The organism is Falsiroseomonas sp. E2-1-a4 (assembly GCF_051433165.1).
Classification (GTDB): domain Bacteria; phylum Pseudomonadota; class Alphaproteobacteria; order Acetobacterales; family Acetobacteraceae; genus Falsiroseomonas.
Genome location: NZ_JBHMFS010000021.1, coordinates 15,033 through 36,581, shown reverse-complemented (window position 1 = coordinate 36,581; position 21,549 = coordinate 15,033). Strand labels below are relative to the sequence as shown.

The following is a 21,549-nucleotide window of genomic DNA, read 5'->3' as shown; positions in this document are numbered from 1 at the left end:
GTAGGGTCGGCACCCGCAAGGGTGGCCGGCCCTTTTTTATCAGCCGCGTTCGATGGCGGCCTTTTCGGCGTCCAGCGCATTGTCCACCGGCGGCTCGTTGCGGGTCTTCCACAGGGAGTAGAACACGCCGGAGGCGATCAGCGCCGCGGTGACGCCGAGCGAAATGGCCGGGTCCAGCTTGCCGAAGATCTGGTTCCAGAAGATTTTCGCGCCGATGAACACAAGCACCATGGCCAGTGCATACTTCAGGTAGTGGAAGCGGTGCACCATGGCCGACAGCGCGAAATACAGTGCGCGCAGGCCGAGGATCGCCATGATGTTGGCGGTGTAGACGATGAAGGTGTCCGTCGTGATGGCGAAGATCGCAGGCACGCTGTCCACCGCGAAGACCAGGTCCGCCAGGTTGATGACGACCAGCGCCAGGAACAGCGGCGTCGCCCAGGTGACGATCTTGCCGGTCTTCGGGTCCGGCTTGCGGACAAAGAACTTCTGGTCGTGCAGCTCGTCCGAGACCCGCATGTGGCGCCTCAGGAAGCGCACCACCGGGTTCTTCGAGATATCGGCATCGCCTTCCGGCACCACCATCATCTTGATGCCGGTGCCGATCAGGAAGGCGCCGAAGATGAACAGCAGCCACTCATATTCCTGTACCAGCGCCGCGCCGATGCCGATCATCAGGCCGCGCAGCACGATCACCGCCAGGATGCCCCAGAGCAGGGCGCGGTACTGGTATTTCCGGGGGATGGCGAAGAAGCCGAAGATCAGGCTGATGACGAAGACATTGTCGATCGACAGCGCCTTCTCGATGAAGAAGCCGGTGAAGAAGGTCACGCCGGCATGGGTGCCGTCTTCGGTCGTGATGTGCCCGGCCTCATAGGCCCACCAGATGGCGCCGCCATACAGCACGGCAAAGCTGATGTAGAAAACCGAGAGCCAGAGGCTCTCGCTGATGCCCATCTCCTTGTCCTTCTTGTTGAGGACGCCGAGATCGAAGGTGAGCAACGCCAGGACGATGGCGAGGAAGCCCAGCCACATCCAGACCGGTTTCCCGACCCATTCCAGCAGTAGAAATTCCATGAAATATTTGCTCCGGGTCATACGGAAGCCGCCGCCCTTGCGGGACGGGTTTTCTCAGCTTCACAAGGGACACCCCGGCGCGGGTGTCACGATCCGGGCCGGGGTCGTGGCAGGCTCTGGCGATCCGACATCGCGGGGGCGGCAGCGGGCTTGACGCACACAGCCGCCCGAGCCGCCAGAGGGGCCCGGATCAGGCGGCGACATGATCGTGGCCCGGTGGGTTTTCAACCCCCCAAGCGCCGCTATCGAAAAATAATGACGCCATCGGCTGGTCAGCGTGGCCGCCACCGGCCTATCGGCACCCGGGATTGCCGATAATCGGGCCTGCCCCGGTTGTCTCAGGCGATGCGGCAGGCCATGTCCGGTTTGCGGAAGACGCCGGGGCGGATTACTCTCCGGCCCGAGGCAATTCGGCCCCCTGCCACGGGCGGGCCACTCACGGGATCGAGGCGTCGCAATGGGTTCTTTCAGCATCTGGCATTGGCTTGTCGTTCTGCTCGTGATCCTGCTGCTGTTCGGCAGCGGCAAGATCAGCGGCCTGATGGGCGACGTTGCGAAGGGCATCAAGTCCTTCAAGGCCAACATCAAGGACGAAGAGGGCAAGGACGCCTCGATGGCGGCCGACCCCGCGGCGCAGACGCCGGTGCCTCCCTCCGGCACCATCGCAGCACCGGGCGCGCAGACCACAACGGCGCAGGCGGCGAACCCGTCCCGGCCGGCGGCCTGACGCGCACGGGCCGGATCCCTTCGCGGGTTCCGGCCGGCGCCCGCCCTGGTTTTCCCAGGCGCGGTTTGGTTATTGTCTGGCCTGATGGGCGGCATTAGTATCACGCCCCTGTGATGTGCGCCGTCCTGCAGCATGCGGCACGGCGTTGAGCGCCGGTTCCGCCTGACGGGACCGGCGTTTCGTTTGACTGCCAAACGGGGGGCGATAAAAATGCAACAGCCGGGACAGCCGGGACAGCCGGATTCGGCCGTCCCCCCAGTGGATGGTGGGCTGGCACGCGACGGGGCCGGGGCGCCTGCGACCGTCGCGCCAGTGGACGATACCGAATTCGCCTCCCTCCGCCGCAGCCTGGTGGGCTGGCAGGGCGCCCTCTGGAAATACACCGCGGCCGCCTTCGTGCTGTGGCACATGTGGATCCTGCTGGTTATGCCGGTGGACCCGACCGTGGCGCGCGCGGTGCACGTGTTCCTGGGCGCCATCCTCGGCTTCGCGCTGTTCGCCCCCACCGCCAGCCAAGCCGGCAAATCCGTCCCCTGGTACGACTTCCTGGTGATGATCCCCTGCCTGCTGATCGTCGCGCATTACGTGCTGGACGGCGACGGGATCGAGATGCGGAGCTTCATGGGCCCCAATACGCGGGACCTGGTGGTGGCTGCGGCCGGCATCCTGATCGTCATGGAATTCGCCCGCCGCAGCGCCGGCCTCGCCATGCCGATCATCGCCGGCACCTTCATCGCCTATTGCTTCGTCGGCCCCTGGATGCCGGGGTTGCTGTTCCACCGCGGCGTGCCGCTGGAGCAGGCGCTGGTGGAGCTGTTCAACAACAATGGCGTGCTGGGCACCATCGTGCAGGTGTCGTCCACCTTCATCATCATGTTCGTCACCTTCGCCGCCTTCCTCCAGGCCTCCCGCGCCGGGGAGTATTTCAACGATCTGGCGATGGGTCTGGTGGGCTGGGCGCGGGGCGGGCAGGCGAAGGTGGCGGTGGTCTCCTCCTTCATGTTCGGCACGGTCAGCGGCAGTTCGGTGGCCAATGTCGTCGCCTCGGGCACCTTCACCATCCCGATGATGCGCCGCGGCGGCTATGACCGGGAAACCGCGGGCGCGGTGGAAGCCACGGCCTCCACCGGCGGACAGTTGGCGCCGCCGGTGATGGGCGCGGGCGCCTTCATCATGTCCGAGGTGCTGGGCATGCCGTATACGGAGATCGCGCTGGCCGGCGTGATCCCGGCGCTGCTGTTCTACTTTGCCGTCTATACCCATTGCGACCTGCATGCGCGCAAGGCGCGGCTGTATGGCCTGCCCTGGAACGAGCTGCCGCGCCTTCTGGACCTCGCGCGCCGGGTCTACATGCTGGCCCCGCTGGTCGTGCTGATCACCGTGCTGCTGAGCGGCTATTCGCCCTTCCGCGCCGCGGCCTGGGGCATTGCCTCGGCGCTGATCATCATGACCGTAACCTTCCTGCTGCACCATCTGATGGTACAGCGCGCCGGCATCGTCCAGGCGCTGGTCGGCACGGTGGTGGATCTGTTCCGCGGCATTGTCGAGGCGCTGTCCGGCTCGGCGCGGGAGGTGATGCAGCTGATCGCCGTCTGCGCCACCGCGGGCATCGTTGCCGGCGTCATCGGCCTGACCGGCGTGGGTGGCCGCTTCGCCTCCCTGCTGCTGGAAGTGGCCTCCGGCCTGCCGCTTCTGGCCATGCTGTTCGCCATGCTCGTCGCGATCATCCTCGGCATGGGTGTGCCGACCACGGCGGCCTATGCCATCGCCGCCGCGGTGGTGGCGCCCGGGCTGATCCAGATGGGCGTGCCGGCGCTGTCCGCGCATATGTTCATCTTCTACTTCGCCGTGCTCTCGGCCATCACGCCACCTGTCGCACTCGCCTCCTTCGCGGCGGCGGGCATGGCGGGGGGCGATATGTGGAAGACCTCGCTGAAGGCGGTGAAGCTCGGGCTCGCCACCTTCATCGTGCCCTACATGTTCTGGATGTCGCCGGCGCTGCTCGGCCAGGGCGAGACGATGGAGGTGGCGCAGGCCGTGGCGACCGCCATGCTCGGCGTGTTCCTGCTGGCCTGCGCGACCGAGGGCTGGATGTTCAAGGCGGCCCTGCCATTGCCGCTGCGGGTGGTCTCCGGCGTCGCCGCCGTCGCGCTCATGGTGCCGGAAGCCTTCACCGACGTGGCGGGCCTGGTCGTCGGCCTCGGCCTCATCGCCTGGCAGTGGCGGCGGGAGCCGGCGGAGGGCGATAGGGTGCGCGCGCCGATGGGCCGCTGACTTCGATGCGGATGGAGGCGGCGGCGGCGCAGATCACCGCCGCCGGGCGACGGCTGGATGCGTTGGGCTGGGTGCCGGCGACGGCGGGCAATTTCTCCGTGCGGCTGGATGCGCGGCGACTCGCCGTGACCGTCTCCGGCCGCCACAAGGGTTTCCTCACCACCGAGGACGTCATGGTGGTGGATCTGGACGGGGTGGCGGAAAATCCGGCGCAGCGATCCTCCGCCGAGACCCTGCTGCATTGCGGCATCTATCGCCGTTTCCCGGAAGCCGGCGCCGTGCTGCATGGCCATTCCATCGCCAACACGGTGCTGTCCCGCGCGGCGGGGGATAGCCTGGTGCTGGCGGGCTATGAGTTGCTGAAGGTCTTCCCCGGCCTGCCCACCCATGAGGCAGAGGTGGCGGTGCCGGTGGTGCCGAACGACCAGGACATCGGCCGCATGCAGCGTGGCCTGGACGCCCTGTGGGACGGCATGGGCACCATCCCGCCCGGCTACTTGATCCGGGGCCACGGGTCCTATGTATGGGCGCCCGACATGCCCATGGCCCTGGCCCGCATGGAGGGGCTGGAATTCATGCTGCGCTGTGAACTGGAAGAGCAGCGTTGGGCGCTGGAAGAAAGGAACCTGCGATGAGCCGTCTGACTGTATGGGACGCCGCGACCAACGCGCAGATCGAGGTCACCGAGGACCCGGCCGCGATCGCCGCCGCGCTGTCCGCCATCGGTGTGCGCTTCGAGCGCTGGGATCTGGCCGACCTGCCCGCCGATGCCCCGGCCGAGGCGGTGCTGGAGGCCTATCGCCCCCGCCTCAATGCCTTCATGGGGGAGACCGGCGCGGGCACGGCGGATGTCATCAAGCTGACGCCCGACCATCCGCAGAAGGATGCGATGCGCGCGAAGTTCCTGTCCGAGCACAGCCATACCGAGGATGAGGTGCGCTTCTTCCACGCCGGCTCCGGCAATTTCGTGCTGCATGTCGGGGGGCCAGAGGGGGCAAGGGTGTTTGACGCGCATTGCACGGCGGGCGACCTGATCTCCGTGCCGGCGGACAGCAAGCATTGGTTCGATGCGGGCGAGAATCCGAATTTCGCGGTGCTGCGGGTGTTCACCGATACCTCCGGCTGGACGCCGCACTACACCGGCACCGACATGGCCGTGCGCTTCCCCGCCGCGACGGCATGACCCCGCGCCTGGTTCTGCCCAAGCTTATCCTCACCGATATCGAGGGCACCACCAGCGCCATCGCCTTCGTCAAGGACACGCTGTTTCCGTTTGCCCAGGCCGAGCTGGACGCCTTCCTGGCCGCGCGCGGTACGGAGCCGGAGGTGGCGGCGATCCTGGCCGAGGTCCCGGGGCCGGACCAGGCGGCGACGCTGCGTGGCTGGATGGCGGCGGATGCCAAGGTCACGGCACTGAAATCGCTGCAGGGGCATATCTGGGCGGCGGGCTTCGCCGATGGCCGGCTGCGCGGGCACCTCTGGCCGGATGTGGCGCCCTGCCTGCGCGCCTGGCATGCGGCGGGTGTGGCGCTCGCGGTCTATTCCTCCGGCTCCGTTGGCGCCCAGAAGCTGCTGTTCGGCCATTCGGCGGAGGGCGACCTGCTGCCGCTGTTCTCCGGCTTCTTCGACACCAAGGTCGGCGGCAAGCGGGACGCCGCCTCCTACGCCGCCATCGCGGCGCAGAAAGGGCAGGACCCGGCGCAGATCCTGTTCCTGTCCGATGTGGCGGAGGAGCTGGATGCGGCCGATGCCAGCGGGATGATGACCTGCCAGCTCATCCGCCCGCAGGACGGAACCGTGGCTTCCGGGCGACACCGGCGGGCCGCCGATTTCCCCGGCGTCGCGCGGCTGTTCAACCTGCCGCTGCCCGCGTGACAGGCGCCGCCGCGGCGGGCTAGATGACCCTGCCCCCGGGGCGCGGGAGTCAAACACAATATGATGACGAGTTACGCCGTCGATGACGGCCGCCTTGCCCTGCGCGACGGCGTTCTGCCGCGTGAAGAAATCGCCCGTGCGGTGTGGATCGACCTGCTGAACCCGACCCTGGAGGAGGAGCGGGCGGTGCAGGATGCGCTGCGGCTCGAGATTCCGACGCGGGAGGAAATGCAGGAGATCGAGAGCTCCTCCCGCCTGTATCGGGAGGAGGAAACACTGTTCCTGACCGCCAACTTCCTGCATGGCGTCGAGGGCGGCGACTACGGCTCCACCCCCATCACCTTCGTGCTCAGCAACCAGGCTCTCGTCACGGTGCGCTATGCCACGCCCAAGGCCTTCACCACCTTCGCCCTTCGCTGCCAGCGCACGCCGGCGATGGTGGCCTCGCCGGACGGGGTGATGCTGCATCTGTTCGAGCAGATCGTGGACCGGCTGGCGGATGTGCTGGAACGGCTGGGGGCGGATATGGACCGCGCCTCCAACGCCACCTTCCGCGGCGCCCGGGCCAAGACCAAGGCGTCGAAGACCCCCACCCTGGGCGGCGAGCATCTGCGGGAGACGTTGATCACCCTGGGCCTGGTGGGGGAGGTGACAACCCGCGCGTCCGAGACGCTGCTCGGCCTGTCGCGCATCCTGACCTTCGTGGGAGCGGAGAAATCACACGCCGTCCGCAAGGAGAACCAGGCTCTCATCAAGACGTTGGTGCGGGATGTGCGTAGCCTTGTGGACCATTCGAAGGTGCTGAACGACAAGGCACAATTCCTGCTGGACGCGGTGCTCGGCATCGTCAGCGTGGAACAGAGCAACATCATCAAGACCTTCACCGTGGCCTCCGTCGCGCTGATGCCGCCGACGCTGATCGCCAGCATCTACGGCATGAACTTTGCGAACATGCCGGAGCTCAACCAGGCCTGGGGCTACCCGGCGGCGCTCGGGCTGATGGTGGTCTCCGCCGTGCTGCCGATCGTCTATTTCAAGCAGAAGGGCTGGTTCTGATCCTGCCCTCCCTGCTCCTTGCGCTGCTGTTGCTGGTGGCCGCGGGGCAGGTGCAGGCCCAGCCTGCCTTGCCGCCCCCCACCCCGGCGCCGGTGGCCTGCCCGCCGCGCGGCGCGCCGCTGGTGCGCGTCACCATCTCGGACCCCGATGTGCGCGTGCTGGCCCCGGTCAGCGCGGATGAGCTGCGCCGCATGGCTGATGTGCCGGAGGAAGTCAGCCACGACACGGTGCTGCACCATCTGGGCCTGACCCTGTCGCGGGTGGAATGGCGCAGTGAGATCACCGTCCGCAGCCAGGGGCTCAGCGGCGGGCCGGTTTGCGGCGTTCCGTCCGAGGTGCGGCTCAGCCTGGTGCATGCCGAGCACAGCATCCGCCTGGCGCGGGAGGTTCCGCGCAACGGCTGCCTGGCGCGGGAGGTGCTGGCGCATGAGCGTCGCCATGCCGAGCTGAACCGCCGCACGCTACGCGACGCCGCCGATGGCCTGCGCCAGGCCGCACGCAGCTGGGCCGCGCGCGCCCGCGCCGAGGCACCCGATGCCGGCGCCGCCGCCCTGCTGCTGCAGGAGGATCTGACGGCGGCGGTGGAGCCGGTGCTGGCGCGGCTGCGCGCGGCGCGGGAGGCGGGGCACGATGCGATCGACACGCCGCAGGAATACCAGCGCCTCGGCCGCGTCTGCCCGACCGACCAGCGCCGGCTGAGTGCGCGTTTGCGCGCGCATTGACCGACCGCGCGGGCCTTGCTGCACTGAAATCATTCCCCCGTCCCAAGCCGAGGTGCCCCATGCCCGCCAGCCACCGCATTGCCGCCACGCCCGAGACCATCCGCTGGGGCGCCTTCGACGCCAGCTTCGGCCCCGTGGCCACCATCGCCAGCGGCGACCTGGTGGTGCTGGAATGCATCTCCGGCGCGCCGGAGGTAATGCCGAAGCCGGAGAGCGGGCTGACGGTGCCGCCGGCACTCGCCGCGTTCCATGCCTCCAAGCCGCCCCGCCTCGGCCCGCACATGCTGACCGGACCGGTGGCGGTGGAAGGCGCCGAGCCGGGCGACGCGCTGCGGATCGACATCGAGCAGATCGAGCTGGGCTGTGACTGGGGTTTTTGCGGATTTCGTCCCCTGTTCGGCACATTGCCTGAGGATTTTCCCTATCAGCGCATGTTGCACATCCCGGTGGACAAGGCGGCGATGACCGGCCACGTGCCGGTCGGGCCAGGCGTGACCCTGCCGCTCAGCCCCTTCTTCGGCGTGATGGGCGTGGCGCCGCCGCCGGCCTGGGGCGCGATTTCAACCAAGGAACCGCGGGCGCATGGCGGCAACATGGACAACAAGGAACTGACCGCGGGCACCTCGCTGTGGCTGCCGGTGCATGTCCCCGGCGGCAATTTCTCGGCCGGCGACGGCCATGGCGTGCAGGGTGATGGCGAGGTCTGCATCAATGCGTTGGAGATGTGCCTCACCGGCCATTTCCGCCTGACCCTGGAGAAGGGCGGTGGGGCCGCGGACCCGGCGCTGCGCTTCCCGCGCGCCGAGACGAAAACGCATTTCATCTCCATGGGGATGAATGAGGATCTCGATCTCGCAATGAAACAGGCGCTGCGGGAGATGATCAGCTTCATCGTGGCGCGCATGAACGTTTCGGCGGCCGACGCCTACCAGCTCTGCTCGCTGGCGGTGGATTTCCGGGTGACGCAGACGGTGAACGGGGAGAAGGGCGTTCATGGAATGCTGAAGAAAGGGTTGCTGTTCTGATACAATCTTCAGCCTTTCTTCGGTCCCTCCCCAGTCTGTCCACAGGAAACTTGCATCCGGGCGCATTCTACAACTTGTAGTCGCCCCCCGCGTTGCCCTACCGTATGTTGTGTCAGGCGGGGTTGTGGAGAGAGCGCATGGATTGGACTGCGGAGGCCATCGAGCGGCTTCGGGCGCTCTGGGCGGAAGGCCATTCGACGGCCGAGATCGGTCGCCGCATGGGCATCTCCAAGAATGCCGTGGTGGGCAAGGCGCATCGCCTCAACCTGTCCGCGCGCCCGAGCCCGATCCGGCGCGAGGCCGCGATGGAACGGCCGTCCCACGCCGCCCCGGCGCGTCTGCCGCGCCCCGTGGCGGTCGCGGCACGCAGCACATTGCCGGCGGCGGCGCCGGCCACCGGCGCCCTGCCGGCGGCCCCAGCCAGCCAGCCTGCGTCTGGCATGATCGCGCCGCGCGCGCCGATGGCCGCGCCGCAGCCTTCGGTGGTCCGCGCCTTCCCCCGCTTCGGCTCCGCGCGCAACTGCTGCTGGCCGATCGGCGAGCCGGGGACGCCGGATTTCCGCTTCTGCTCGGCCGAGGCGACGCCGGGCAAGCCCTACTGCACCCAGCACGCGGCCGTGGCCTATGTGAAGGCGCGCGACCGGCGTGAGGACGCGGCCTGATCCGGACCCGCCCCGCATGGGGGGCGGATAGGCTGGGGTCGGCGCTGGCATAGGGGCGTGCATGTCTCGGTCCCTTCAGGGCGTGCTGCTCCAACTTCTGGCGCTCGCGCTGTTTGTCGCGATGGATGCGCTGCTGAAGGTGCTGGTGGCGACCCACGCCGTGCCACAGCTCATGTTCGTGCGCTTCGTCTTCCACACGTTGCTGGTGATGGCGGCGCTGAAGCTGCTGACCGGCAAGGTGCCCTTCCGCAGCCGCGCGCCCGGCCTGCAGACCCTGCGCAGCCTGTGCCTGGCCACCGCCAATGCGGCGCTGTCCGTGGCGCTGATCCATATTCCCCTGGCCGACGCCACCGCGGTGGCCTTCGCCGCGCCGGTGCTGACCGTGGCGCTGGCGGCGGTCTGGCTGGGGGAGAAGGTCTCTCCCCGTCGCTGGCTTGGCTGCTGCATCGGCCTGGCCGGCGTGCTGGTAGCGCTTCGCCCGCCCTTCCTGACCGGGGAGCCGCTGCACTGGGCCATGCTGCTGCCGCTCGTGACCGCCGTGGCCAATACGATCTACCAGATCCTGACCCGCAAGCTGGCCGGGGTGGACGAGCCGCACACCACCTTCGTGCACACCTCGATCGCTGCCGCCGTCATCACCGGCCTGGCGCAGCCCTTCGTCTGGGTGACGCCGGGGCTGTGGGACTGGCCGCTGTTTGCCGCCCTCGGCCTGCTGGGTGGCGCCGGGCATTGCCTGCTGGTGCTGGCCTTCGCCCGCGCGCCGGCCTCCGTACTGGCGCCGATGTCCTATACGCAGCTGTTGTGGGCGGGACTGGCCGGGGTGCTGGTGTTCGGGGACTGGCCGGATGGTTGGACTGCCCTGGGGGCTGCCATCATCGCCGCCGGCGGAATCCTGGTGGCGCTGCCGGAACGACGCCGCGCGCCCCAGTGATGCAAAAGCCTGAAGCCGAGCCTGATGCCGAGCCTGATGGCAGTGACGTGATGCGCGCCTGGCGACCGCGTGGCGCCCACATGACGTTCGGATGTCATCAACAGGCTTGCGTAAACCGGCCCGAAAGGACTAGCCCATGCCCATCTCTGTAATTGGCCCGGCATGACCATCCGAACCGACACCCCCGACCGCGACCACCCGCGCACCGCACTCGATGCGGCAGGGGTGCGCGATGCCTACCGGCGCTGGGCCGGGGTGTATGACGCGGTCTTCGGCGGCGTCTCCGCCTTCGGCCGCCGCCGCGCGGTGGCGGAGGTGAACCGCCTGCCCGGCACCCGCGTGCTGGAAGTGGGCGTCGGCACCGGCCTAGCCTTGCCGCGCTACAACGGCGACAAGCGCGTCGTCGGTGTCGACCTGTCGCGGGAGATGCTGGAGAAGGCGGCCCTGCGGGTGCGCGCGGAGCGTCTGGGCCAGGTGGTCGGCCTGGCGGAGATGGATGCGGAGCACATGGCCTTCGCCGATGGCGCCTTCGACATCGCGGTGGCGATGTTCACCGCCAGCGTGGTGCCGGATGCCAAGCGCCTGTTCGGGGAAATGTCCCGGGTCGTGCGGCCCGGCGGGCACCTGCTGTTCGTCAATCACTTCGCGGCCGAGGATGGCCCGCGCTGGTGGGTGGAGCGCGCCATGGCGCCGCTGTCCCGCCTGCTCGGCTGGCACCCGGATTTCGCGCTGCGGGATTTGCTGGACCCGGATCTGGTGCAGGTGGAGGCGATGGAGGCCTGCAAGCCGGGCGGGCTGTTCACCCTGGTGCGGGTGCGGAACCTGCCGGAAGCGGGCCTGGCCTTCGCCGCCTGATTGTTCACCACGCCATGGTTCACGCCGGTGTTTCCTCCCCATTGAGGAATGGGGTGCCAGGATGCATGCGCGCAGTCCCGGCTTTCGGGATTTCGTAACCTTACCAATGATGCAGTGCCTGGTCAGGCTTGTGTAAGCGATGGGCGTCGTCACTTGTGCGGTGCAAGGGTGGACACTATGGTCCGCCCGCAGCGCGACCTGCCGCGGCGGCGGTGGAAGAGGCGCGCTTGGGACCTTGGGCGGGCGGGCTGCCCCTTGGTCTTGCGACAGACTCGGCGTGCGACGCGGTGCGCTGACGGGATGACAGGATGCGGCACGTGATCGGTGCGTTTCGGAAAATGACGGGTCGGGTTGCCGGCCTGCTGGGTCTGGCATGCCTCGCGGGGGCGCTGGCCGCCTTCGGCGTGCCGGCCGCGGCCCTGGCGCAGGAGGCGATGATCGGTGCGCCGCAGCCCTGGGGCATGGGGCTGCAGGCCTCCGGCGGGCCGATCAAGGACGCGATCTCGTCCTTCAACGCGCTGGTGTTCTGGATCATCGTTGCCATCACGATCTTCGTCGCGGCGCTGCTGGCCTATGTGGTCTGGCGCTTCCGGGCATCGGCGAACCCGAACCCCTCCCGCACCAGCCACAACACCACGCTCGAGATCGCCTGGACCGTGGTGCCGGTGCTGATCCTGGTGGTCATCGCGATCCCGTCCTTCCGGCTGATCTACTACCAGGACCGGACGGTGGATGCGGACCTCACGGTCAATGTGCAGGGCCGCCAGTGGTATTGGCACTATGGCTACCCGGACAACGGCAACTTCACCTTCGACAGCTACCCGGTGCAGACCGAAGACCTGCAGGCCGGGCAGATGCGGAACCTGGAAGTGGACAATCCGCTGGTCATTCCGGTGGGCGCCAATGTGCGGGTGCTGACCACCGGGCAGGACGTGATCCATTCCTTCTTCGTCCCGTCGCTCGGCGTGCAGCGCTACACCATCCCGGGCCGCACGCTGGAGACCTGGATGCGCGCCGACCGCCCCGGCACCTTCTATGGCCAGTGCAACCAGATCTGCGGTGTGAACCACTGGTTCATGCCGATCGTGGTCCGCGCCGTGCCGCAGGCGGAATATGAGGCCTGGGTTGCCCAGGCGCGGGCGAACTTCGCGCAGGGGCTGCCGCCGGGTCCGCCCGTGGCGCTCGCGGCCAGCAACGCCCCTGGCGCGCCGGCCGTTGCCACCCAGATCAACGTCGCCGAGGTCCGCCGGTAAGGCGGCCCCGAAGCCAACATCAGAAGCGGATACACCCCGATGGCGACCGCGGCACACGCGCACGACGATCATCACGATCACAAGCCGAACTTCGTGAACCGGTGGCTGTTTTCCACCAATCACAAGGATATCGGCACCCTCTACATCGGCTTCTCGCTGATTGCCGCGATCGTCGGCATCGGCCTGTCGCTGCTCATGCGGATCGAACTGCAAGAGCCGGGGATGCAGATCTTCGCCGATGGCCAGATGTGGAATGCCTATGTCTCGGCCCACGGGCTGATCATGGTGTTCTTCGTCATCATGCCGGCGCTGATCGGTGGCTTCGGCAACTGGTTCGTGCCGCTGATGATCGGCGCGCCGGACATGGCCTTCCCGCGCATGAACAACATCAGCTTCTGGCTGCTGGTGCCGGCCTTCCTGCTGCTCGGTGCCTCGCTTTTCGTGGGCGGTGGCGCGGGCGCGGGGTGGACCATCTATCCGCCGCTGTCAGATGACACCTACCAGCCAGGCCCCGCGATGGACATGGCGCTGTTCGGCCTGCATCTGGCTGGCGCTTCCTCCATCCTCGGCGCGGCCAACTTCATCACCACCATCTTCAACATGCGCGCCCCGGGCATGACGCTGCACAAGATGCCGCTGTTCGTGTGGTCCATGCTGGTCACCGCCTTCCTGCTGCTGCTGGCGGTGCCGGTGCTGGCGGGCGCGATCACCATGCTGATCACCGACCGCAACTTCGGCACGGCCTTCTTCGACCCGGCCGGCGGTGGCGACCCGGTGCTGTTCCAGCACCTGTTCTGGTTCTTCGGCCACCCCGAAGTCTACATCATGATCCTGCCGGCCTTCGGCATCGTCTCCCACGTCATTTCCACCTTCAGCCGCAAGCCGATCTTCGGCTATCTCGGCATGGCCTACGCCATGGTCGCGATCGGCGTGGTGGGCTTCATCGTGTGGGCGCACCACATGTTCACCTCGGGCATCGACGTGGACACACGGGCCTACTTCATGGCGGCGACGATGGTCATCGCCGTGCCGACCGGCATCAAGATCTTCTCCTGGATCGCCACCATGTGGGGCGGTTCGATGAAGTTCGACACGCCGATGTTGTTCGCCATCGGCTTCATCTTCCTGTTCACCATGGGTGGCGTGACGGGCGTTGTGCTGGCCAATGCCGGCCTGACGCAGATCCTGCACAACACCTACTACGTGGTGGCACACTTCCACTACGTGCTGTCGCTGGGCGCCGTGTTCGGCATCTACTGCGGAATCTACTACTGGCTCGGCAAGATGTCCGGCCGGCAGTACCCGGAAATGCTGGGCAAGATCCATTTCTGGCTCACCTTCATCGGCGTGAACCTGACCTTCTTCCCGATGCACTTCCTGGGCAACCAGGGCATGCCGCGCCGCTATCCGGATTATCCGGATGCCTTTACGGGCTGGAACTTCGTGGTCTCGATCGGGTCCTACATCTCTGTCGCTGCCTTCGTGATGTTCTTCTACGTGCTCTACGTGACCCTGACGCGCGGTGCGAAGGTTGCGGCGAACCCGTGGGGTGAGGGTGCAACGACGCTGGAGTGGCAGGTCAGCAGCCCGCCGCCCTTCCACTCCTTCGACGAACTTCCCCGCGTCCGGTAAGGCTTCATGAGCAGCACCACGATCCCCGTCGCCGGCCAGGTCACCAGCACCGGTAGCGACCTGTCCGAGGTCCGCGACTGGATCGCGTTGCTGAAACCGCGCGTGCTGACCCTGGTGGTGTTCACCGGCCTGATCGGGCTGCTGGTGGCACCCGGGTCCATCCACCCGGTGCTGGGGCTGACGGCGGTGCTCTGCATCACCCTCGGCGCCGGTGCCGCCGGTGCGCTGAACATGTGGTATGACCGCGACATCGACGCGATCATGCGCCGCACCCTGCGCCGGCCGATCCCGGCCGGGCGCATCGCGCCGAATGCGGCGCTGGGCTTCGGCATCGTGCTGTCCGTCACCTCCGTCGCCATGATGGGGCTGGCGACGAACTGGGTGGCGGCCGGATGGCTCGCCTTCTCGATCCTGTTCTACGTGGTGGTCTACACCGCCTGGCTGAAGCGCCGGACCAGCCAGAACATCGTCATCGGTGGCGCCGCCGGTGCCTTCCCGCCGATCATCGGCTGGGCCGCGGTGACCGGAGATGTCACGCTGGTGCCCTGGCTGCTGTTCACCATCGTCTTCGCCTGGACGCCGCCGCATTTCTGGGCGCTGTCGCTTTGGGCGCATGGCGACTACGCCCGCGCCGGCGTGCCGATGCTGCCGGTGGTGGAAGGCGCGCGGGAAACCCGCAAGCAGATCCTGGTGTACACGGTAGTGCTGGCGGTAGCCGGGCTGGCGCCGTGGTTCGTCGGCTTCGCCGGCCTGCCCTATGCTGCGGTGGCGACCGCGCTGGGCGGCGGCTTCCTGTACCATGCCATCCGCACCTGGCGGGAAGCGCAGGACGAAACCGGCCGCAGCCTGGTGCAGGATGCGGCGGCGCGGAAGACCTTCGCCTATTCGCTGATGTACCTGTTCATCCTGTTCGGCGCCCTGGCCATCGACCGTCTGGTGCTCGGATGACGCCGGAGGAGAAGCTGGCCTTCGAGAAGCGGCGTCGCGGCCGCAACTGGGCGATGCTCGGCGCGCTGATCGCGCTGGTGGTGCTCTTCTACTTCATCGCGACCGCACGTCTGATGCAGAGCTGAGGTCATGAACCCGGAACAGCGCAGCAACCTGGCCCGCCGCAACCGCCGCACCGTGCTGGCCGCCTTCACCGGCGTGGCAGGCATGGTGGGCGTGAGCTTCGCGGCCGTGCCGCTTTATGACCTGTTCTGCCGCGTCACCGGCTTCAACGGCACGCCGATGATCGGTGGCGGTGCCGCGCCGGGTGCCGGGGAGCAGGTGCTGACCATCCGCTTCAACGCCAATACCCAGCCCAACCTGCCCTGGCGGTTCGAGCCGGCGGTGCCCTCCCTGCGCCTGCGGGTGGGTGAGGAAGGTGTCGCCTTCTACAACGCCACCAGCACGGGGGAGGGTCCCTCCACCGGCATCTCGACCTACAATGTGACGCCGGAAGTGGTGGGCAAGTATTTCCAGAAGACCGCCTGCTTCTGCTTCGAGGAACAGACCCTCCAGCCCGGCCAGCAGGTGGACATGCCGCTGGCCTTCTGGGTGGACCCGGCAATCAGCCAGGACCCGAACACGCGGGACATCCGCACCATCACGGTCAGCTACACCTTCTTCCGCACCCTGCACGATGCGGAGCGCGCCGGCGCCTTGGCCAGCGCCGGCACCCATGTCGGACGACGGCCGGCGGCGACGCCGTAAGACTCTACCCCGCGACGGCAGGGGCTTGAAAACGCCGCCGCCTTCGAGGATTGATTTCGCGCAGCCCGCCAGGATGCGCGCAGACTGAACGGATACCAGGACGACCATGGCAAGCGAATTCGGCCACCCGACCTACAAGCATCCCTACCATCTGGTGGACCCGTCCCCCTGGCCGCTGGTCGGCGCCATGGCGGGCGGCGTGATGATGTTCGGCATCGTCATGATCGCGCATTACGCCAACTGGTGGGCGTTCGGCCTGGGCACGGTCGGCGTGCTGGCGACCATGTTCTTCTGGTGGCGCGACATCCTGAAGGAAAGCGCCACCGCCGGGCTGCATTCCCCGGTGGTGCGCCTCGGCCTGCGCTACGGCATGATCCTGTTCATCGCCTCCGAGGTGATGTTCTTCGTCGCCTTCTTCTGGGCCTATTTCCACTTCGCGCTGTTCCCGGATCATGTCTCGGGTTCCATCGCCGCCACCGCGGTGTGGCCGCCGGCCGGCACGCTGACCTTCGACCCCTTCGGCCTGCCGCTGTTGAACACGCTGATCCTGCTGCTGTCGGGCTGCACGGTCACCTGGGCGCATCACGCGCTGCTGGAGAATGACCGCAAGGGCCTGATCACCGGCCTGGCGCTGACCGTGTTCCTCGGTGCGTTCTTCACCTTCTTCCAGGTGGTGGAATACATGGAGGCGCCGTTCCCCTTCTCCGGCGGCGTCTATCCCTCCATCTTCTTCCTCGCCACCGGCTTCCACGGCTTCCATGTGATCGTCGGCACCATCTTCCTGGCCGTGTGCCTGATCCGCGCGCTGCGCGGCGGCTTCACGCCGGAGAAGCATTTCGGCTTCGAGGCGGCGGCCTGGTACTGGCACTTCGTGGACGTGGTCTGGCTGTTCCTGTTCGTCTCCATCTACTGGTGGGGCGCCGGCGAGATCATGCCGCACTGATCGGCACCCGCATGTCACACGCAACGACCCCGTCCGCCTCGGCGGGCGGGGTCGCGTCGTTTCGGGGCCATGGCCGTGGATGATGCCGGCATGACCGAAGGCCCGAAGTGGCGCCGGCTGGTGCTTCCCATACTGCTGATCCTGCCGGTGCTGGCGGTGCTGGTGGCGCTCGGCACCTGGCAGGTGCAGCGGATGGGGTGGAAGACCCAGCTGCTGGCCGAGATCGCCGCCGCCGAGGCCAACCCGGCCATCCCCATCCCCGCCATCCCGCAACCCTGGACGAAGGTCGCCGTCACCGGCCGCCTGGACCATGGGCGGGAGGCGCTGCTGGGTCTGGAGGTGCGCGGGGCGGTGCTCGGCACCCATCTTCTGGTGCCGCTGCTGCGGGAGGATGCGCCGGCGATCCTGGTGGATCGCGGCTGGATTCCGCTGGAGAGCCGCCTTCCGATCGCCCGCCCGGACGGCCCGGTGACGCTGGAGGGCTATGTGCGCCCGGGCGAGACCCTCGGCCTGTTCGCCGCGACGGATGATACCGCCGGGCGGCGCTTTTACAGCTTCGTGCCCTCGGCCATCGGTGCGGCGCTGGGGCTGGAGCAGGTGGCGCCCTATGGGCTGGTGGTGCTCGGCGCGGCGAACGGTCTCCCCGACCCGGCGCGCACCCTGCCGCGCCCGACCAACAGCCATCTTGGCTATGTCATCACCTGGTATGGGCTGGCGCTGTCCCTGCTCGGCGTCTTCGCCGTCTGGGCGCGCCGCCGCCTGAAGGACCCCGCATGACCGCCTATCAGCGCCTGACCGCCCGCTTCGCCCGCCTTGGCGCATTGGGGGAGGCGGCGGGGATGCTGCATTGGGATGCCAGCGCGATGATGCCGCCGGGTGGCGGCGTGGCGCGGGGCGAGCAGCTCGCGGCACTCGCCGGGCTGCGGCATGAATTGCTGGTCTCGCCGGAGGTTTCGCTCGATCTCGGCGACGCGAGCGGCGGCACCCCCTGGGAACAGGCCAATCTGGACCTGATGCGCCACGCCCATCTGCGCGCCACCGCCCTGCCGACAGCGCTGGTGGAGGCGGTGGAGCGGGCCAATTCGGCCTGCGAGAAGGTCTGGCGCCAGGCCAAGGCCGCCGCCGATTTCGACCTGGTGCGCCCCTATCTGACCGAAGTGGTGCGCCTGCAACGGGAAGTGGCGCAGGGGCTGGGGGAGGCGCTGGGCATGGCGCCCTATGACGCGCTGATGGATGGCTACCAGCGCGGCGTCACCGCCGCGGATGTGGACCCGGTCTTCGCGGCCTATGAAGCCTGGCTAGCCGAGGCGCTGCCGCGGGCGGAGGCGATCCAGGCCAGACGTGGCCCGGCCCTGCCATTGCCCGGCCCCTTCCCGGTGGCCGCCCAGCGCGACCTGTGCCGCGCCATGGCGCAGGCGGTGGGGCTGGATTTCGCCCATGCCCGGCTGGATGAAAGCCTGCACCCCTTCTGCGGCGGCACCCCCACCGATGTCCGCATCACGACCTTCTACGACGAGGCCAACGTCGCCAAGGCGCTGCTCGGCGTGCTGCATGAGACCGGTCACGCGATGTATGAGCGCGGCCTGCCCGAATCCTTCGCCCGCCAGCCGGTGGGGGAGGCGGCGGGGATGGCGGCGCATGAATCGCAATCCCTGATCGTCGAGATGCAGGCCTGCCGCTCCGATGCTTTCCTGCAGTTCCTCGGAACCCGCCTGCACGAGACCTTCGGCGGCGACGCGGCCCCCTACGCTGCCGCAAACCTCGGAAAACTGTGGCGGCGGGTGGAGCGTGGATTCATCCGCGTCGATGCGGATGAAATGACCTACCCCGCCCATGTCATCCTGCGCTTCCGCCTGGAACGCGCGATGATCGAGGGTGGGCTGGAGGTGGCGGAGCTGCCGGGGGCCTGGAACGATGGTCTCAAGAAGGCGCTCGGCATGACTCCGCCGCATGATTCGCTGGGCTGCCTGCAGGATATCCACTGGCATGACGGCGCCTTCGGCTACTTCCCCAGCTACACGCTGGGTGCCATGGCCGCCGCCCAGCTGATGGCGGCGCTGCGCCGGGCGGAACCGGAGCTGGACGCGCAACTCGCCCGCGGTGACATGGCACCGATGATGGCCTGGTTGCGGGACAAGGTGCATGGGCAGGGCGCCCGCCTTGGCTTCCAGGACCTGCTGCGCGCGGCCACCGGCAAGCCGCTTGATCCGGCCGATTTCACCGCGCATCTCTCGGCGCGCTACCTGGCCGGCTGAGCGCGGCAGCCTTTTCTGGCCGGTTGCATTCGTGCAAATCACCGCAACCTGCTAAAGTACCGCAATGAGTGCCATGGGGAGTCCGGGGGCGGTTGCCGCCGCGCCCGAAGCAAATCGTGCCCAATCTGGGCCCCACCGGACGACGCTCCGGCTGCGCGGCCATCTGGTCCTGCTGGTGCTGGCGGTGCTGCTGCCGGCGCTGGCCTTCGGCGCTGCGGCATCGTGGGATGCGCTGCGCAGCCGCAATGCGGCGGCCGAGGCGCGGCTGGTCGATACGGCGCAGGCAATGGCGGCCGCGATCGATGCCCATATCGCCGGGCATATCGCCGCCCTGACCGTGCTGGCCGCCTTCCCCCAGGCGGATGAGGCCGCCTTCGCCAACCTGGCCCGCAACACCGGCATCGCCTTCGGGGGCTGGGTCGTCGTCATGGACCGGGATGGGCGGCCGCTGCTCAACACGCATCCCCGCGCCGGCCCGCTGCCTGGCCCGGGCGGCGCCGTGGGGCCGGGCGGTGGCGGCAGGTGGGTGGAGCAGGTTTTTGCAACCGGCCTTCCGGTGGTCACGGACCTGGCCACCGGCCGCGCCTCGGGCGAGACGGTGGCCTTCGTCTTCGCACCCATGCTGCGGGGTGGCGCGGTCTGGCGCGTGGTGGGCATGCCGCTGCTGCCGGCGCGCCTGTCCGCCCTCCTGGCGCAGCGAGAGGTATCCGGGCCGGGCGCGGCCGCGCTGACCGATGCACGCGGCACGATGGTGGGGCATTCGCACGCCGCGGACCGGTTGGTCGGCCAGGTCCGGCCGCCGCGGGCGGAGGATGCCGAGCTTGGCCGCACCGGCATGCTGCGCGGCCGCAGCCTGCTGGATGGCGCGGCGCTCCGCACCGCCTTCCGCCGGCTGGACAGCGCGCCCGGCTGGATGGTGTGGGTGAATGAACCGGAAGCCGTCTTCGCCGCCAGCCGCCGTGGGCCGACCCTGGCGCTGGCGGGCGGCGGCGCCCTGGCGCTGCTGATCGGGCTGGCCATGGCCACCGCCCTGACCCGCCGCCTGCTGCGCCCGGTCGAGGCGCTGGTGGCGCATGCCGAGGCCGTGGCCGCCGGCCAGGTGCTGCCCTCCGCCCCTGTGGACCCCGCCAAGGTGCCGGAATTCGAACGCCTGCGCCTGGCGGTTGCGGCAGCGGAGGCCGCGCTGCGGGAAGGAGGGGAGGAGCTACGACGGGTGCAGCGGATCGGCCGCGTCGGTGGCTTCATGATCGATTTTCGCACCGGCGACAGCCGGCACTCCGCCGAATACCTCGATCTGCATGCCCAACCAGCCGCGACGGAGGGCGACTACCAGAGCTGGATCAGCGAATTGCACCCGGAGGACCGGGACCGCGCCGAGGCGCATTTCCTTCAGGTCATCGCCAGCGGCGCGACCACCACCAGCTACGCGCAGGATTACCGCGTGGTGACGCCGGCGGGCACGCGCTGGGTTTCCGCCCGCGCCGAGGTGGAGCGCGACACGCAGGGCCGTGCGTTGCGGATGATCGGCGCGCATGTCGATGTCACTGCACTCAAGCTTGCCGAACAGGCGTTGCGCGACAGCGAGGAACGCCTGCGCCTGGCGCTGGAGGCGGCGGAGCTCGGGGCGTGGGAGGTGGATCTCCAGCACGGCCGTGCCACGCGGACGGAGCGCACGCTGGAGATCTTCGGCTTCGAGTCCGAGGGCCAGTTCGGTGCCTACCCGTCCTGGCGCGACCGCATCCACCCCGACGACCGCAGCCGGCTCGAGCAGGCGGTGGAAACGGTGCGGAGCGGGGCGGCGGAACGCTACCAGGTGCAGTATCGCTTTCAGCGGCCGGATGGACCGTGGCGCTGGGTGGAAAGCCATGGCCGCGCGGCGGAGCGGGATGCCATGACGGGCGCGGCGCTGCGGCTGATCGGCACCACGCGTGACGTGACGGCGCAGCGGGAGGTGCAGGAACGCCAGGCGTTGCTGTCGCGGGAGTTGGACCACCGGGCGAAGAACGCCTTGACCGTGGTGCAGGCGGCATTGCGGCTGACGCCGCGGCACGATGCGGCGGCTTTCGCCGCCGCCATCGAGGGCCGGGTGATGGCGCTGTCCCGCGCGCATACGCTGCTGGCCGCGGCGCATTGGGCGGGGGCGGAGCTGCGATCCGTGTTGCAGGGGGAGCTGGCTGCCTTCCTTGCCCAATCCGGCCCGGTCGCGACCTTCGAAGGTCCCTCCCTGGCGCTGTCCCCGGCTGCGGTTCAGGCGCTGTCCATGGCCTTCCACGAATTGGCGACCAACGCCGCGAAATACGGCGCGCTATCGGTGCCGGCGGGGCAGGTGGCCGTGAGCTGGGCCATCGAGGAGGAAGCCGGGGTGGCGCGGCTGCATCTGCGCTGGGCGGAGACGGGCGGGCCGGAGACCGGCAGTAAGCCGCCGCATCGCGGCTTCGGCTCCTCCCTCCTCGAGGCGACGGTGTTGCGGCAGCTTGGCGGGCGGCTGGCCCAGGAATGGCGGGCGGAGGGGCTGCTCTGGCAGGCCTGGCTGCCGCTCAGCCGCGTCCAGGCGGTGGGCTGAACGA

21 protein-coding genes are annotated in these 21,549 nt (G+C 68.6%); 20 read left to right on the top strand and 1 reads right to left on the bottom strand.

Annotation, left to right across the window (positions count from 1 at the left end):
- Positions 1 to 39 precede the first annotated feature (39 nt).
- Positions 40 to 1,077, bottom strand: coding sequence for a TerC family protein (locus tag ACFHNC_RS19895; protein ID WP_437170988.1), 1,038 nt, complete (start codon positions 1,075 to 1,077; stop codon positions 40 to 42).
- Between the two features lie 457 nt (positions 1,078 to 1,534).
- Here ACFHNC_RS19895 and ACFHNC_RS19890 point away from each other — a divergent pair, with 457 nt between their 5' ends.
- From ACFHNC_RS19890 to ACFHNC_RS19795, 20 genes are all read left to right on the top strand, one after another.
- On the top strand, positions 1,535 to 1,804 hold the full coding sequence (locus tag ACFHNC_RS19890) for a twin-arginine translocase TatA/TatE family subunit (RefSeq protein ID WP_437170987.1): 270 nt from the start codon (positions 1,535 to 1,537) through the stop codon (positions 1,802 to 1,804).
- A 210-nt stretch (positions 1,805 to 2,014) separates the two neighbouring features.
- Positions 2,015 to 4,078 carry a TRAP transporter permease gene (locus ACFHNC_RS19885; protein WP_437170986.1) on the top strand — a complete coding sequence of 688 codons (2,064 nt, stop codon included), beginning with the start codon at positions 2,015 to 2,017 and terminating at the stop codon, positions 4,076 to 4,078.
- A 5-nt stretch (positions 4,079 to 4,083) separates the two neighbouring features.
- Complete coding sequence (locus ACFHNC_RS19880; RefSeq protein WP_437170985.1) at positions 4,084 to 4,713, top strand: methylthioribulose 1-phosphate dehydratase; 630 nt, start codon at positions 4,084 to 4,086, stop codon at positions 4,711 to 4,713.
- Positions 4,710 to 5,261, top strand: coding sequence for a 1,2-dihydroxy-3-keto-5-methylthiopentene dioxygenase (locus tag ACFHNC_RS19875; RefSeq protein WP_437170984.1), 552 nt, complete (start codon positions 4,710 to 4,712; stop codon positions 5,259 to 5,261). Before ACFHNC_RS19880 ends, ACFHNC_RS19875 begins: the two co-directional genes overlap by 4 nt.
- Positions 5,258 to 5,953 carry an acireductone synthase gene (gene mtnC, locus ACFHNC_RS19870; protein ID WP_437170983.1) on the top strand — a complete coding sequence of 232 codons (696 nt, stop codon included), beginning with the start codon at positions 5,258 to 5,260 and terminating at the stop codon, positions 5,951 to 5,953. The genes ACFHNC_RS19875 and mtnC overlap by 4 nt, the downstream gene beginning before the upstream one ends.
- Positions 5,954 to 6,013: 60 nt before the next feature.
- Positions 6,014 to 7,009: a magnesium transporter CorA family protein gene (locus ACFHNC_RS19865; RefSeq protein WP_437170982.1), complete on the top strand. Its 996-nt coding sequence runs from the start codon at positions 6,014 to 6,016 to the stop codon at positions 7,007 to 7,009.
- Positions 7,010 to 7,077: 68 nt separating this feature from the next.
- Positions 7,078 to 7,731, top strand: a complete 654-nt coding sequence (locus tag ACFHNC_RS19860; RefSeq protein WP_437170981.1) for a hypothetical protein — start codon at positions 7,078 to 7,080, stop codon at positions 7,729 to 7,731.
- Positions 7,732 to 7,790: 59 nt separating this feature from the next.
- Positions 7,791 to 8,756: an acetamidase/formamidase family protein gene (locus tag ACFHNC_RS19855; protein ID WP_437170980.1), complete on the top strand. Its 966-nt coding sequence runs from the start codon at positions 7,791 to 7,793 to the stop codon at positions 8,754 to 8,756.
- Between the two features lie 137 nt (positions 8,757 to 8,893).
- Positions 8,894 to 9,418: a GcrA family cell cycle regulator gene (locus tag ACFHNC_RS19850; RefSeq protein ID WP_437170979.1), complete on the top strand. Its 525-nt coding sequence runs from the start codon at positions 8,894 to 8,896 to the stop codon at positions 9,416 to 9,418.
- A gap of 61 nt (positions 9,419 to 9,479) precedes the next feature.
- Entirely contained in the window at positions 9,480 to 10,349 is an 870-nt protein-coding gene (locus ACFHNC_RS19845; protein ID WP_437170978.1) for a DMT family transporter, read from the top strand.
- Between the two features lie 162 nt (positions 10,350 to 10,511).
- Positions 10,512 to 11,204, top strand: a complete 693-nt coding sequence (locus ACFHNC_RS19840; RefSeq protein ID WP_437170977.1) for a class I SAM-dependent methyltransferase — start codon at positions 10,512 to 10,514, stop codon at positions 11,202 to 11,204.
- Between the two features lie 338 nt (positions 11,205 to 11,542).
- Positions 11,543 to 12,457, top strand: coding sequence for a cytochrome c oxidase subunit II (gene coxB / locus ACFHNC_RS19835; RefSeq protein ID WP_437170976.1), 915 nt, complete (start codon positions 11,543 to 11,545; stop codon positions 12,455 to 12,457).
- A 39-nt stretch (positions 12,458 to 12,496) separates the two neighbouring features.
- Positions 12,497 to 14,089, top strand: coding sequence for a cytochrome c oxidase subunit I (gene ctaD / locus ACFHNC_RS19830; RefSeq protein WP_437170975.1), 1,593 nt, complete (start codon positions 12,497 to 12,499; stop codon positions 14,087 to 14,089).
- A gap of 6 nt (positions 14,090 to 14,095) precedes the next feature.
- On the top strand, positions 14,096 to 15,037 hold the full coding sequence (locus ACFHNC_RS19825; RefSeq protein ID WP_437170974.1) for a heme o synthase: 942 nt from the start codon (positions 14,096 to 14,098) through the stop codon (positions 15,035 to 15,037).
- Positions 15,034 to 15,162 (top strand): hypothetical protein, encoded by a 129-nt coding sequence (locus ACFHNC_RS19820; protein WP_437170973.1) that lies wholly within the window; start codon positions 15,034 to 15,036, stop codon positions 15,160 to 15,162. The genes ACFHNC_RS19825 and ACFHNC_RS19820 overlap by 4 nt, the downstream gene beginning before the upstream one ends.
- A gap of 4 nt (positions 15,163 to 15,166) precedes the next feature.
- Positions 15,167 to 15,784, top strand: a complete 618-nt coding sequence (locus tag ACFHNC_RS19815; protein WP_437170972.1) for a cytochrome c oxidase assembly protein — start codon at positions 15,167 to 15,169, stop codon at positions 15,782 to 15,784.
- Positions 15,785 to 15,890: 106 nt separating this feature from the next.
- On the top strand, positions 15,891 to 16,727 hold the full coding sequence (locus ACFHNC_RS19810; protein ID WP_437170971.1) for a cytochrome c oxidase subunit 3: 837 nt from the start codon (positions 15,891 to 15,893) through the stop codon (positions 16,725 to 16,727).
- Positions 16,728 to 16,817: 90 nt separating this feature from the next.
- The gene (locus ACFHNC_RS19805) at positions 16,818 to 17,504 is read left to right on the top strand and encodes an SURF1 family protein (RefSeq protein WP_437170970.1); all 687 of its coding nucleotides are present in this window, start codon (positions 16,818 to 16,820) and stop codon (positions 17,502 to 17,504) included.
- Positions 17,501 to 18,982, top strand: coding sequence for a carboxypeptidase M32 (locus ACFHNC_RS19800; protein ID WP_437170969.1), 1,482 nt, complete (start codon positions 17,501 to 17,503; stop codon positions 18,980 to 18,982). Before ACFHNC_RS19805 ends, ACFHNC_RS19800 begins: the two co-directional genes overlap by 4 nt.
- A gap of 73 nt (positions 18,983 to 19,055) precedes the next feature.
- The gene (locus ACFHNC_RS19795; protein WP_437170968.1) at positions 19,056 to 21,545 is read left to right on the top strand and encodes a PAS domain-containing protein; all 2,490 of its coding nucleotides are present in this window, start codon (positions 19,056 to 19,058) and stop codon (positions 21,543 to 21,545) included.
- The last annotated feature ends 4 nt before the right edge of the window (positions 21,546 to 21,549 follow it).